The following is a 13272-nucleotide window of genomic DNA, read 5'->3' as shown; positions in this document are numbered from 1 at the left end:
TTGGGGGGATCGGGGGGGAAATTTAGGCACTTTTTCCCTGAAAATTAGGTAATTGACCCTCTGAAAATGGGTAAAACCCTACACCCCACACCCCACACCCCACACCCTGCCCCCACGAAAAACTTTTTCAGCAGACCCTACTTATGCCCCTAATTCCCCTGAGAGGAGATAATCAAGAAAAGTCTTGGCGATCACGGATAGTTTTTTATCCTTGGGATAAACCACATACCAATGGCGTTGGATGGGAAAGTCTTCCACGTCAAGGATGGTAAATTCCCCATTGGGAGGATCTAAATTTAAGACGTGCTGAGACAGAACCGAGATTCCTAAACCACCGGCGACTGCTTGTTTAATGGCTTCATTATTGCCGATTTCCAAACGCAGAGATAAAGTGATGCCGTGGTCGAGAAAAATTTGCTGTACTGCCCGTCTAATTCCCGATCCCATTTCCCGCATAATAAAAGGTTCCCCTTGCAGCCGTTTAATCGGAATTTTTTTCTGTCCCGCTAGGGGGTGATCTTTGCGTGCAATGACCACAAGGGGATTTTCCAGAAACGGTTGAATCTCCAGGTTTAGATCTTCGGGAGGTTCGCTTAAAATATATAGGTCATCAACATTATTGATGATCCTTGCTTCTAGGTCTTGGTGATTGGTCAATTCTAGGGACACATCCACCCCTTGGTACTGTTGACAAAAAGGACCTAGGATCTGAGGGATTAAATATTGGGCTGTGGATACCGCCGCTAAACGCAGTTTACCCTGTTTAATGCCCTTGATATCAGCGATCGCCATCTCAAAGTTATCAAGATCCTTGAGGACTGCCTGACAGGTTACTAATAAACTGCGTCCGGCCTCGGTTAAATACAAACGTTTGCCTATCTGTTCAAATAAGGGTAAACCCACTGCTTTAGTCAGTTGTTTCATCTGGGTGGAAACGGTGGGTTGGGTGATCGATAGTTCTTCAGCAGCCCTGGTGAAACTGCCATGACGAGCGGTCGCTTCAAAGACAATCAGTTGATGTAAAGTGGCGTGAATCAAGAGAGGCCTCTAGAGAGCTACACTTCTGTTACTGCCTTGAGGAGCTTTGCTAAACAGAAGCAGGAATGGAGGGGAACGAGTGAAAACCTCCCCACCCCGCTTATATCATAGGTTTAAATCAATACTTTTGTAAAGATATATCGATTTAAACTCAATTTATAAAAATTTGCTTGTCAAGATATCCGTTCTAGTATAGATTTATAACAATCGATCTTTAAAAACCATAAACTTTTGTCTATCAAGGCTGGTCTCTCAACCGCCGGCTTTGTTGTGGCAAAAAACCCTTTGCTCAGTTGGATTCTCATGGAAATAACCAATCGTATTCATTTTGACAATTTGCGGGGTGATATCTTCGGTGGTCTAACAGCTGCCATCGTTTCTCTCCCTCTAGCTCTCGCTTTCGGGGTAGCTTCTGGGGCTGGTGCGATCTCTGGTTTGTACGGTGCTGTCTGTGTGGGTTTTTTTGCTGCCCTTTTTGGTGGCACCCCCACGTTAATTTCGGAACCGACGGGGCCGATGACGGTAGTAATGACGGCGATCGTGGCCAGTTTAACCGCCAGAAATCCCGAATTAGGCCTACCCATGGCCTTTACGGTAGTCATGTTAGCGGGCATTTTCCAGATTCTGTTCGGTATCTTCAAAATGGGTAAATACATTACCCTGATGCCCTATAGCGTTATTTCCGGCTTTATGTCTGGGATCGGGGTAATCCTGATTATTCTGCAAATTCCGCCCTTTTTAGGGCAAGCCGCTCCCAAAGGAGGGGTTTTAGGCACAGTGCAGAAAATCCCAGAACTACTCTCTAATATCAATCCCCCTGAAGCCATTCTGGGGGCGATCACCTTGGCGATCATCTTCCTGATGCCCTCGAAATTCAAGCGTTTTGTCCCCCCTCAGTTATTAGCTTTGGTGATAGGAACTCTGATTTCGCTGTTTTTCTTCCAAGGTGTTGAAATTCGCCGGATTGGGGATATTCCCGTGGGTTTACCCACCTTGCAAATGCCCACCTTTAGTGCTGCCCAAATGATCACAATGTTGGTGGATGGGGCAGTTTTAGGGATGTTGGGTTGTATTGATACCCTATTAACGGCGGTAATTGCCGATAGTTTGACCCGTACCGAACACAAATCGAATAAAGAATTGATCGGTCAAGGTATTGGTAACTTAGTATCAGGAATCTGTGGCGGTTTACCCGGTGCCGGGGCCACGATGGGAACTGTCGTCAATATTCAAACCGGTGCGACCACTGCTCTTTCTGGCATTACTCGCGCTTTAATTTTATTAGTCGTCGTTCTCTGGGCCGCAGGTTTAACTAAGAGTATCCCCATGGCGGTATTAGCGGGGATTGCCCTAAAAGTGGGGATCGATATTCTCGACTGGAGTTTCCTGAAACGCTCTCACAAGATTTCTCTGAAAGGGACGCTAATCATGTACGGTGTACTGTTATTAACAGTATTCGTCGATCTGATCGTTGCTGTGGGTGTGGGGGTCTTTATTGCTAATATTCTCACCATCGATCGCCTCAGTGAACTGCAAGCGCAGGAAGTGAAAACGATCACCGATAACGATGACGAGATTCTCCTAAGTCCAGAAGAAAAACGGTTACTCAACCAAGCTAACGGTCGCATCATCCTATTTTATCTCAGTGGTCCGATGATCTTTGGAGTCTCGAAAGCGATCGCCAGAGAACACACAGCCATGAAGGAAGCGGATGTTTTAATCTTGGACTTGAGTGATGTGCCTTTGTTAGGGGTGACAGCTTCTTTAGCGATCGAAAATGCGATTAAAGATGCGATCGATAAAGGTTTACAAGTCTTCATCGTTGGTGCCACCAGCAAAATCCAGCATCGTTTGGAACGTCTTGGCATTTTAGCCCAAATCCCCCCCGATCATGTGCTAATGGACAGAACCATCGCCCTACAACAAGCGGTAACTTTTGTCAAGACCCATCCTCACCAAGAACCGGAGGATTTTGAGGTTAATCAAGGGGTTTACCCGACATAAATTTAACCGCATTGGGAAGTACGCCTGCTGTTGGGGTGAATCACCTGACCCTTATTTTCTTTAACTCTTGAAAGTTCATTTGTATTAATACTCCTCATCAGGGGAGGCGTAAGGAGGTATTCGTGGATTTTTTCTCATTGTTTGTCATGGACTTTATCCAGCAGTTGCAGTCGCCAACGCTGGCCTTTTTGATTGGTGGGATGATCATTGCTGCTCTCGGGAGTGAATTGGTCATTCCAGAGTCGATTTGTACGATCATCGTCTTCATGCTGCTGACCAAAATCGGTCTGACCGGCGGGATTGCCATCCGCAATTCCAACCTGACGGAAATGGTATTACCAATGATCTTTGCCGTCATAGTAGGGATTATTGTGGTCTTCGTCGCCCGCTATACCTTAGCCAATCTGCCCAAGGTGAAAGTGGTAGATGCGATCGCTACTGGGGGATTATTTGGAGCCGTGAGTGGCTCGACTATGGCCGCCGGTCTGACGGTACTCGAAGAACAAAAGATCCCCTACGAGGCTTGGGCCGGCGCACTCTATCCTTTTATGGATATCCCGGCGCTGGTAACGGCGATCGTGGTGGCTAACATTTATCTTAACAAGAAGAAGCAGAAAGAAGCGGCCCACGACCACGAGTCTTTTAGCAAGCAGCCGGTGGCGGCCGGGGATTATTCCGATCAGCAGGATTATCCCAGCAGTCGGCAGGAATATCTCAGCCTACAGCAGCCAGCGGATAATCGGGTCAAGATCTGGCCGATCATTGAAGAAAGCCTGCGCGGACCGGCCCTATCGGCCATGTTATTAGGTTTGGCTTTGGGCATATTCACCCAGCCGGAAACTGTCTATAAAAGCTTCTACGATCCCCTCTTTCGTGGCTTGCTTTCGATCTTGATGCTAGTCATGGGGATGGAGGCTTGGTCAAGGGTGGGTGAACTGCGTAAGGTGGCCCAGTGGTATGTCGTCTATAGCGTCCTAGCACCCTTTGTGCATGGTCTAATCGCCTTCGGTCTCGGCATGGTTGCCCACTACGCCACCGGGTTCAGCTGGGGCGGTGTCGTGGTTCTGGCCGTCATCGCTTCCTCTAGTTCCGACATCTCTGGGCCGCCCACGTTGCGGGCCGGTATCCCCTCGGCTAATCCCTCCGCCTATATAGGCGCGTCCACGGCCATCGGTACGCCCGTAGCGATCGGCTTATGTATCCCGTTCTTCCTTGGTCTTGCCCAGGCCCTCAGCGGCGGCTAGGATTGTGGTCTGTGGGCGCTCCCTTGACGGGGCCGACCAAGCAAATAAATGTACATATTTTAAGGAGATAATCAACATGGCCAAACCAGCCAAAAAGCTCGTCATCGTCACAGAAAAGATTTTGCTGAAAAAAGTCGCCAAGATCATCGAAGAATGCGGGGCGACCGGTTACACGGTGATGGATACTGGCGGTAAGGGCAGCCGCAACGTGCGCTCTTCGGGACAACCCCACGTTTCCGAAACCGACACGAATGTCAAGTTCGAGGTACTCACCCCCGATCGAATTATGGCCCAAAATATTGCCAAGCAGGTTGCCGATCAGTTTTTCCTCAATTTTGCGGGCATGATCTATATCTGTGATGCGGAGGTTCTGTACGGACAGAGTTTCTGTGGACCAGAGGGCTGTGAAATCTAGACAACTAAGCTTGTCTTGATCTGGGCAACCCCATCTGCAGCCTGACTGTCCTTGAGCGGTGGACCTTTTTCCTATCCCCCAGTTTTATGACCTCCTAAAACCTTTAACCCTCATCCCTTTAAACTCATGATTTTGTCCCCTATTCTGCCTCCTTCGATCGGGGAGATAGCAGCCCCCATGGCTCCGCTCCCCTTGCTCGCCACCGTTGTGGCCGAGGATTCACCGATTATTCTCTCTGGCGTATTGCTGACACTGGTGGTGATTTATCTGGCCAGCAAGCTCGGCGCAGAGGCCGCCAGACGATTAGATTTTCCTCCCGTACTGGGAGAACTGGTGGCCGGTGTGATTGTCGGCGTTTCGGCCTTGCATCTGCTCATCTTTCCCGAAGGGGGACTATCGGCCTCCGATTCGCTGATTATGACGGTACTGCAAGGATTGAATCAATTGGCCCCGGCTGCCGTGGACCGGATCTTTGAGTCCCAAAGTGAAGTGATTTCGGTTCTAGCTGAAATCGGTGTGATTATTCTGCTGTTTGAAATTGGCCTAGAATCCGACCTGCGGCAACTCAAGGAAGTGGGAATTCAAGCCACGGTTGTGGCCTGTGTGGGGGTTGCGGCACCTTTTGCGGCAGGTACGGCCGGGTTAATGCTCGTCTTTCATGTGGCGGCTATCCCGGCGATTTTTGCAGGGGCTGCCTTGACAGCAACCAGTATCGGTATTACCTCGAAGGTGTTGTCCGAGTTAGGTCAACTCAAATCCAAAGAAGGGCAAATTATTGTCGGTGCAGCGGTGATCGATGATGTCCTCGGTATTATTGTTCTGGCTGTGGTCGCTAGTTTAGCCAAAACCGGTGAGATCGATGTGGTCAATGTTATTTATTTGATCGTCAGCGCTACGGCCTTTTTGATCGGATCAATTTTGTTGGGAGGTGTTTTTAACAAAAGTTTTGTGGCGATCGTGGAGCGGCTGAAAACTCGTGGAAATATTGTTATTCCCGCATTTGTCTTCGCTTTCTTTATGGCATTTTTAGGCAATGCTATTCATCTTGAAGCGATTTTAGGGGCCTTTGCCGCCGGTTTGGTTCTTGATGAAACCGATACCCGCAACGAGTTGGATGAGTTAATTAAACCGATCGCCGATTTGCTTGTACCGATTTTCTTTGTGACGGTGGGAGCGCGTGCCGATCTCGGTGTTTTAAACCCAACGGTACCGGAGAATCGGGCCGGACTTTTGATCGCTGTCTTTTTGATGGTTGTGGCGATTATCGGTAAACTGGTGACGGGCTGGGCAGTTTTTGGCATATCCGGAATCAATCGTCTCGCCATCGGTGTGGGTATGATTCCCCGGGGTGAGGTGGGTCTAGTTTTTGCTGGGATTGGTTCGGCCAGCGGAATTTTGGATAAGCCTTTGGAGGTGTCGATTATTATTATGGTAATCCTGACCACTTTCCTCGCACCTCCCTTCCTCAGAATTGCTTTTGGTAAGACGGAAGCTGTTCCCGAAACCCTAGAAAGCAAGGAACCAGCTAATCCTATTACTTAATTTTGCGGGTAAAATCTGATTTTTTAGACGAGGCTGAAGCATTTTCAGCCTTTTTACAAATCTATGCTCAGGATAAGGGAGCGATCGAGGTAAGATTTGAGAGTATCTAATCTTTTTCCTATGTTCGAGCAGACATTTAAGAATATCGACGATATTCTCCGAAAAGAGGCGGGATGCGCCACGGAGTTGGATTACGCAGAACAGATCTCCTGGATTCTCTTTTTGAAATATCTCGACGATCGGTCAGTCGATCGCCAGAATCGGGCATTATTGACGGGGGAAGACTACGATCCGTTACTAGACGAACCCTATCGCTGGTCGAATTGGGCCTACCCCAAGGACGCAAGGGGTGAACTGCTGAAAACCGCCAAGGTAGGGGACGATCTGATCGAGTTCGTCAATAGCGAGCTATTTCCCTACTTTCAGGGATTCAAGCAATACGCAGAACCGGGGACGTTCGGGGCTAAGATCGGGGAAATTTTTGCGGGGGTGCGGAATAAGTTTCAGAGCGGGTACAACCTGCGGGAAGTTCTCGAAAGTATCGACCGGCTTCAGTTTCGCACACAACAGCAGAAACACGAGCTTTCGGATCTCTACGAAACCCGGATCAAAAATATGGGCAATGCGGGGCGAAACGGGGGCGAATATTACACCCCGCGGCCCCTGATCCGGGCGATGATTCAAGTGATTAAACCGCAATTAGGGGAGACGATTTATGACGGGGCCTGCGGTTCGGCGGGGTTTCTCTGCGAGGCCTACGAGTATTTACGCCACAGTAAGGCCGATCTGAGTACGAAAGAGCTAGAAACGCTACAGACGAGGACTTTTTTCGGCAAGGAGAAAAAGGCTTTAGCCTATATAGCGGGTTTCAGTTGAATGAGGTACAGCATGGATGACTAGGTAGGCTCTTTAAAAGGGGTATCGCAATAGCAACAATGGGTAAACCAGTGATGGATGTCTCGCAATGTAATCTGACTAAAGGCTTGAACGATCGCTTTTTCTAGATCAGCATAGGTACGAGGTGACATAGAACGAATCAGTATTTTCACTTTCGACCAACAGTTTTCAATGGGAGAAAAATCGGGAGAATAGGGAGGTAAAAACTCCAGTCTAGCACCGACTTCTTGAAGAATTGGTTCGGTTCTTCCGAACTTACCATGTAAAATCAACTAGCAAAATGCCAATTTAATAAACATCTAAGACTAAAGTTTTTAAAGTTTCTAAATCCATAGCCTCTCCTTTTAATCACCTTCAGTTTATTATTAATTCCTTCAACTGTTCCCTGGGTTGTTCGGTTATCAAAATAGGCAGTTATTTCGTCAATCCACCGCCGAATTGTCTGGCAGCTTTTAGGAAAGTAAGCCATCGCCTTTTTGAGCCAATCACTCAAGGCAAATAATCCCTCATTCCCCTCCGTATTTTTCTCAAATACTTCTCTAAATTCCTCTTTTAATTTGTGCATTTCCCCAAGTTTTGGAGACACTTTATATATTTCTTCCAATTTTTTCCTTTCTTTCTCTACTAAGTCTCCTTCATTCTTTAATAAGGCATATTTGCTCTTGGCTATTCCTGCTAAGATATTTTCTTTATTTTTCTTGTTTTTTATCTTAGCTGCCTCTCTTTTTACCTCCTTTCTTGCTTCATCTAGCTCGTTATTTACTTGTTTCATTACATGGAATCTATCCCCTACTATTTGAGCTTGAGGCATTAGTTTTTCTGCCACATTTTTATACCCTATCCACAGGTTTATACTTACTTCCTCTATTTGGCTCAAAACCTCTTCTCCCCAGTGTTTCAGATATTCTGTTAATGCTTCTTCTGTTCTTTTTTCCCCTAAGCCTATAATTTTTCCTGTGTCTATATTTACTAACACAGCATAGTAATTTCCTTTTCCCTTTATCATGGCTATTTCATCTATTCCTAGTTTTTTTAGCCCTTGAGGTTTTGCGGTTATTAACTCTTCTCCTAAGTCTTTGAGCATCGTCTCTATTTCTTGTTCGCTTACTCCATTTCTTTCTGCCGTATTTTTGAGATCACTATTCAGGACTTCGGCCACTATTTTTTTTCTAAATCTGTCTGTGTAGGTTCTTTTCTTCGGCAAATAATTTAGTTCTTCTGTGAATTTTTTCCCACATTTCTCGCATCTCATCTGACGACGATTGATTCTCAGATATAATGCCTGTTCTCCAAAGGGTAAATCTCGGATTGTTAATTCATTGTTTTGATGAACTTTTTCCGTTTTACTTCCACAATGAATGCACTGGCTTTCTCTTGACATATTTTCTAAATGTAAAACAATTCCTATATCGGTAATAATTTGATAATTGGTAACGACAACTCCTTCTAGGTGAAGTAGCTCGGTCATTAACTTTAATTGTGGATTTGATGGCATAAGTATAGCTTGTGTCTAAAATTGCTGGTCTTGGCTGTCTATATTTTAAACAATAAATTGCTGTATTGCAAGCATAGTCAGCTTTTAAAGATAAATTATTGTTTTATTGGTCAGCAATAATTGTCTGTTTTTTTTTAATTTTACATGACAAGTTCGGAAGAGCCATTGGTTCGAGGGTTTCTTTTTGATGAATCGAAGCATTATCCATTAATACACAAGCTCCTTTCCACAAGTTTGGAACTAATAATGTAGCAATAAATGCTTCAAATATTAAACCATTTGCGGCTCCAAATACATTGATAAAAGCCAGCAAGCCTTTGAGCGCTATCGCTCCAATTATCGTGACGTTTTTTCCTCGGTTTAACGGAACTGAATCATACACTCTCTGACCTTTTTCAGCCCTGCCATAAAGTCTTGTCATCCCTAGATTAGAGCCAGACTCGTCAACGAAAACCAAATCTTCCGCTCTAACATCTCGGATTTTCTCCCAATATTCTTCTCTTAATTTTTGCACTCTTTCCGTGTCTCTTTCCCTAGCGTGTAAGCTTTTTTTTTTGAGTTAAATTTAGCCGTTTTAAAATTCTACTGATTGTTGAGTTACTCACCACCGTCTGTGTTTTTTCCTCAATTTGTTTTCTTAACTCGTCTAAGGTGGCATCTTTCTTTTCTTGGACTAAATCGCCCAGCAAGATAATTTCGTCGCTCTTAAGCTTGAGTTTTTGTCCTCCACCATGCGGTCGGGGATTTAGATTTCCTGTTTCACGCCACTGCTTGATTAGTTTCTGGATAAAGCTTAAAGCTACTCTAAATCTTTTGGCTAACTCACGTTGTGAGAGGTTATTCTCCTCGTAGGTCTCGATGATCTTTTGTCGCAAGTCTAAAGAATAGGGCTTCATCGGGTCGTGGCTCCTGCCTAGGTCTATAATTTATTGTCCTCTTCTATTGTACCTCATGCAAGTGCATACCGCTATATCGTTACTGCCACCTAAAGCTAAGGGAATTATATGATCTATGGAAAGTTGGGTAAAGTTTTCGGGTTTACCGCAACTCTGACATTGATAATTATCCCTTTGATAAACATATTTTCTCACTTCGATCGGAATCGGTATTCTCGGAGTTTTTGCCATGATAATTACAGCAGGCGACAGGATAGAGGTGATTGCTTTAATTTATTTTCCTCATTACCTAATTAGGTTTTCAGGAATTGAAGTTAGTTTTTTCTGGATTTTCTCGCAACATTTGCCGAATTTCCTCTAGAGGTGATTCTGGTTCTTGCTCAATTGTGCTTTCTTCGGGAATAAATTCTAGAGTAATTTTTATTTGACGAATTTCATCGAAATCCTTAAAGCCTTGATTTGTCATTTCTTTCCAGAAAATTTCATTTTGAATATCACTCAAAGTACTGCTTGACCTGTTTGAAAGTTTTTCTAAAACATTAGAAAAAGTACATTCTCCATAAGTTTTAACTTTTCCTGTTCTCCAGTCTTTATCACCCAGTATTAATAATTTACAATCCTTCTCAATCGGATAATGAACCCATTCAATTTTACTAATTTGACCAAAGATAGAATATATATCTTGCAGATCTTTTCTTAGTCTTCCATAGGAAGTAAAGTTGGCGATATACTTCAAAAAATCTGCTTGGATTTTTTCTTTAAATTTTCTCACTAAAATAACTTTTTCTTTTTCAAACATCAATACAATATTATCATCTTCGATAATGATTTTCCGAGAGTTGTTAAAAGTATTAATATTAATTCTTTTGCTCCTTAATGACTCAAAGACAAATTACTCGTACTCAACTAAACTAGCGTAGTTATTACCGTCGGTAAACTTGCCAGCGATAGTTATCTTTCCTGAACCAACTTTAACATTACCGAAAAATAAATTACCTGACTTAGTTAAAGGAGTCCAGTTACCCGATGATTGATCGATGATAACCACAGCTAAAGCATTAGGTACTTCTATTTTAAAATTTGCCAATTGATTCTTAGTTAATTTGGCTATTGTGGGACTATAAAGATAGGTATTATTTTCTTCAAAAGTAGCAAAGGTTTTCGGGATAGGGACACCCCTAGCATTGCTGGTAATTCGATAAGATAAAGCATGATTAAAGTGGTTTTGATCGGATTTATTTTTAGAGAAAACCATCAAATCATAAGTACCAGTTTGGGGAAAGGAAACTTTAATTATTGCTTGTCCATTGACTCTTTGAATTAAGGGTAAATGGCCATTGATAGGTAAATTATTTTGCTGCAATTGAGCAGAAATCTGGGTGTGAGTAGGAACTTGTAAAATAACTTCTGTCATCCCTGAAGACTGGATATTATAACTCTTGTAATTGACTAATTTTATCCCATCTCGAAAAAATTGTGATGTCACAATCGGCCAAGAATCAAATTGTTGTTTTCTATAAACTTTCGGTAATAATTGCCACTGGGTTTGTTCGGGAAAATGACTATAAATTAATTGTGCGGGTGGAGTAGCAAAATAATGAGGATTAAATTGCCGTTGAAATTGATTGTTATTGACTACTCCCGCACCCCAAGTTGCATCAATTAGATACCAAGCATTATTAATTCTGACAGTATTCCAAGCATGGTTAGCATCACTACCATTGCCCACTAGATAGCCTAATCCTTTTGCATAACCGATAACAACTGCTGATTTTAATCCCATTTTTTCTGCTAAAGCTTGATAAAGATTGGCATAACCTGAACAGACAGCTAAACGATTTTTGAGGACAGTATAAGCACTAGCATCACCGTAATTACCCCTGAAAAAACTTGCCACATCGTAGGTAATATTATGGGTTATCCAAACGTAAATAATGCGGGCTTTTTCTGCTTCTGTTTTGGCATATTTAGATAGAATTGTTGCTAATTCTGATAGAGAATTCCCTGAATAATTGATGCTGCGAGCTAGAGGATCAATGTTTTGATAATTTCCCTGTCTAACTTGGGGATCATTCCCCGGAATAATTGGCTGAGAAAGTTGCAGATTATTAGTATTATAAATTAAGTCATTTGCCGGTTTAAATGATTGAAAATTCCTGAGCAGTTGAGAACTTTGGTTTTTAAATGCCATCCCAAAGGAGATTAAAACTAAAAAGATGAAAATCCCTGGAATTGTCCTTCCCGATTGCCGATTCTTGCGGCGGCGATAATTTCTTTTATAAGCCATAGTTGCTGCTAATAAAAAGTAAAGATTGCCAGTCTTAGTCTGCTCTGCTCCTATTATCTCTCAACGCTAACTATTTTTTTGAGATTTTCCTGTGATCTTAATTACTGACAATTAAAATATTGGCTCTCTTATTCTTTGTGTCATAAGTTTAACTTATATAGTAGCGATCAATCTTTGTGTCCTTTCTGTCTGGAGTGGTTCGTTCCACTCCCTCGCCCGCAAGACTGTATCTTAGAATACATTTTACCCACCAAACCTGGGAGAGCCAAATATTAATCTAGCTAAAGTAATAAGTGTGTTAGCAAAAACTAACACACCCAAAATTAAGATTAAAGTTTTTACCCCTCTCTAACCGTAAACTTTCCCATAATACTCTTGATATTCTTTGGATAACAAAGGTTGCCACCAATCCCGATGATCGAGATACCATTGAATGGTTTTTCTTAATCCCCCCTCTACGGTTTCTTGAGGTTGCCAACCTAATTCGGTGCGAATTTTAGTGGCATCAATAGCATACCGGCGATCATGTCCGGGACGATCCTTAACAAAAGTAATTAAATTCTGAGCGGGTTGCACGGGTAAATCGGGGGCCAATTCATCCATTAACTCACATAACATCCTGACTAAATCGATATTTTTTACCTCGTTATTGCCGCCAATATTATAGGTTTCTCCCACTTTTCCCTTGTGAATAACTGTATCTAAAGCTTGACAATGATCACGCACATATAACCAATCTCGAACATTTTGACCATCACCATAAACGGGTAAAGGTTTCCCCAAAAGAATATTAATACACATCAAAGGAATTAACTTTTCGGGAAAATGATAGGAACCATAATTATTAGAGCAATTAGTAATAATTGTCGGCATTCCGTAGGTGTGAAAATAAGCTCTCGCTAGATGATCACTCCCCGCTTTTGAGGCAGAATAGGGACTATTAGGAGCATAGGGAGTAGTTTCGGTAAAAGCCGGATCATCTACTCCTAAACTGCCATAAACCTCATCGGTGGAAACGTGCAGAAAACGATAGTTATCCGGTTGATGATTACTTAACCAATGTTGCCGAAAACTTTCTAATAGAGTAAAAGTTCCCACCACATTAGTCTGCACAAAAGCCCCAGGACCGAGAATCGATCGATCCACATGGGATTCGGCGGCAAAATGGGCAACTGTATCGATATTTTCACCGGCAAATAATTGATCAACTAACGCTCGATCGCAGATATCCCCTTGCAGAAAACGGAAATTCTTTCTATCTTTCAGTGTCGCTAAATTATTCAAATTGCCTGCGTAGGTAAGAGCATCGAGAACAATGACACGATCCTCGGGATAATTCTCGCACCAATGATGAACAAAATTCGAGCCGATAAATCCTGCTCCACCAGTAATTACTATGTTTCTAGCTTGATTTTCTGTCGCCATGGCCACCTCTAGCAAAAGTTCGCTACTTA

General features: G+C 43.3%; 13 protein-coding genes and 1 pseudogene. 5 read left to right on the top strand and 9 right to left on the bottom strand.

Going from position 1 to position 13272, the window contains the following annotated elements:
* Positions 1 to 141 precede the first annotated feature (141 nt).
* Entirely contained in the window at positions 142 to 1038 is an 897-nt protein-coding gene (locus tag myaer_RS01185) for a LysR family transcriptional regulator (RefSeq protein WP_046660611.1), read from the bottom strand.
* A 303-nt stretch (positions 1039 to 1341) separates the two neighbouring features.
* On the opposite strand from myaer_RS01185, the gene myaer_RS01180 reads away from it, so the two are divergent.
* From myaer_RS01180 to myaer_RS01160, 5 genes are all read left to right on the top strand, one after another.
* Complete coding sequence (locus myaer_RS01180; RefSeq protein WP_046660610.1) at positions 1342 to 3042, top strand: SulP family inorganic anion transporter; 1701 nt, start codon at positions 1342 to 1344, stop codon at positions 3040 to 3042.
* A 122-nt stretch (positions 3043 to 3164) separates the two neighbouring features.
* Entirely contained in the window at positions 3165 to 4286 is a 1122-nt protein-coding gene (locus tag myaer_RS01175) for a sodium-dependent bicarbonate transport family permease (RefSeq protein WP_002751603.1), read from the top strand.
* Positions 4287 to 4362: 76 nt separating this feature from the next.
* Complete coding sequence (locus tag myaer_RS01170) at positions 4363 to 4701, top strand: P-II family nitrogen regulator (protein ID WP_002778928.1); 339 nt, start codon at positions 4363 to 4365, stop codon at positions 4699 to 4701.
* Between the two features lie 126 nt (positions 4702 to 4827).
* Positions 4828 to 6243, top strand: coding sequence for a cation:proton antiporter (locus myaer_RS01165; RefSeq protein WP_046660609.1), 1416 nt, complete (start codon positions 4828 to 4830; stop codon positions 6241 to 6243).
* A gap of 120 nt (positions 6244 to 6363) precedes the next feature.
* Positions 6364 to 7119 carry an N-6 DNA methylase gene (locus myaer_RS01160; RefSeq protein WP_201262007.1) on the top strand — a complete coding sequence of 252 codons (756 nt, stop codon included), beginning with the start codon at positions 6364 to 6366 and terminating at the stop codon, positions 7117 to 7119.
* Positions 7120 to 7273: 154 nt separating this feature from the next.
* Here the strand turns inward: myaer_RS01160 and myaer_RS22610 are convergent.
* From myaer_RS22610 to rfbB, 8 genes and pseudogenes are all read right to left on the bottom strand, one after another.
* Positions 7274 to 7367, bottom strand: a pseudogene (locus myaer_RS22610) (transposase); the annotation flags it as partial.
* Positions 7368 to 7408: 41 nt separating this feature from the next.
* Complete coding sequence (locus myaer_RS01150) at positions 7409 to 8635, bottom strand: ISL3 family transposase (RefSeq protein ID WP_046660607.1); 1227 nt, start codon at positions 8633 to 8635, stop codon at positions 7409 to 7411.
* A gap of 103 nt (positions 8636 to 8738) precedes the next feature.
* Positions 8739 to 9149, bottom strand: a complete 411-nt coding sequence (locus myaer_RS01145; RefSeq protein WP_080949696.1) for a transposase — start codon at positions 9147 to 9149, stop codon at positions 8739 to 8741.
* A gap of 19 nt (positions 9150 to 9168) precedes the next feature.
* Entirely contained in the window at positions 9169 to 9531 is a 363-nt protein-coding gene (locus myaer_RS01140) for a helix-turn-helix domain-containing protein (RefSeq protein WP_002759746.1), read from the bottom strand.
* A 30-nt stretch (positions 9532 to 9561) separates the two neighbouring features.
* Positions 9562 to 9762 carry an HNH endonuclease gene (locus myaer_RS01135; RefSeq protein ID WP_071846395.1) on the bottom strand — a complete coding sequence of 67 codons (201 nt, stop codon included), beginning with the start codon at positions 9760 to 9762 and terminating at the stop codon, positions 9562 to 9564.
* Between the two features lie 70 nt (positions 9763 to 9832).
* The gene (locus myaer_RS01130; protein WP_046660606.1) at positions 9833 to 10393 is read right to left on the bottom strand and encodes a KGK domain-containing protein; all 561 of its coding nucleotides are present in this window, start codon (positions 10391 to 10393) and stop codon (positions 9833 to 9835) included.
* Between the two features lie 30 nt (positions 10394 to 10423).
* On the bottom strand, positions 10424 to 11818 hold the full coding sequence (locus myaer_RS01125) for a transglutaminase domain-containing protein (protein ID WP_046660605.1): 1395 nt from the start codon (positions 11816 to 11818) through the stop codon (positions 10424 to 10426).
* A gap of 348 nt (positions 11819 to 12166) precedes the next feature.
* Positions 12167 to 13243: a dTDP-glucose 4,6-dehydratase gene (gene rfbB / locus myaer_RS01120; RefSeq protein ID WP_046660604.1), complete on the bottom strand. Its 1077-nt coding sequence runs from the start codon at positions 13241 to 13243 to the stop codon at positions 12167 to 12169.
* Between the last annotated feature and the right edge of the window lie 29 nt (positions 13244 to 13272).

Origin of the sequence: Microcystis aeruginosa NIES-2549 (assembly GCF_000981785.2) — a bacterium.
Lineage (GTDB): Bacteria > Cyanobacteriota > Cyanobacteriia > Cyanobacteriales > Microcystaceae > Microcystis > Microcystis aeruginosa_C.
The sequence above is the reverse complement of the archived record's forward strand: the minus strand, read 5'-3'. Positions and strand labels throughout refer to the sequence as shown.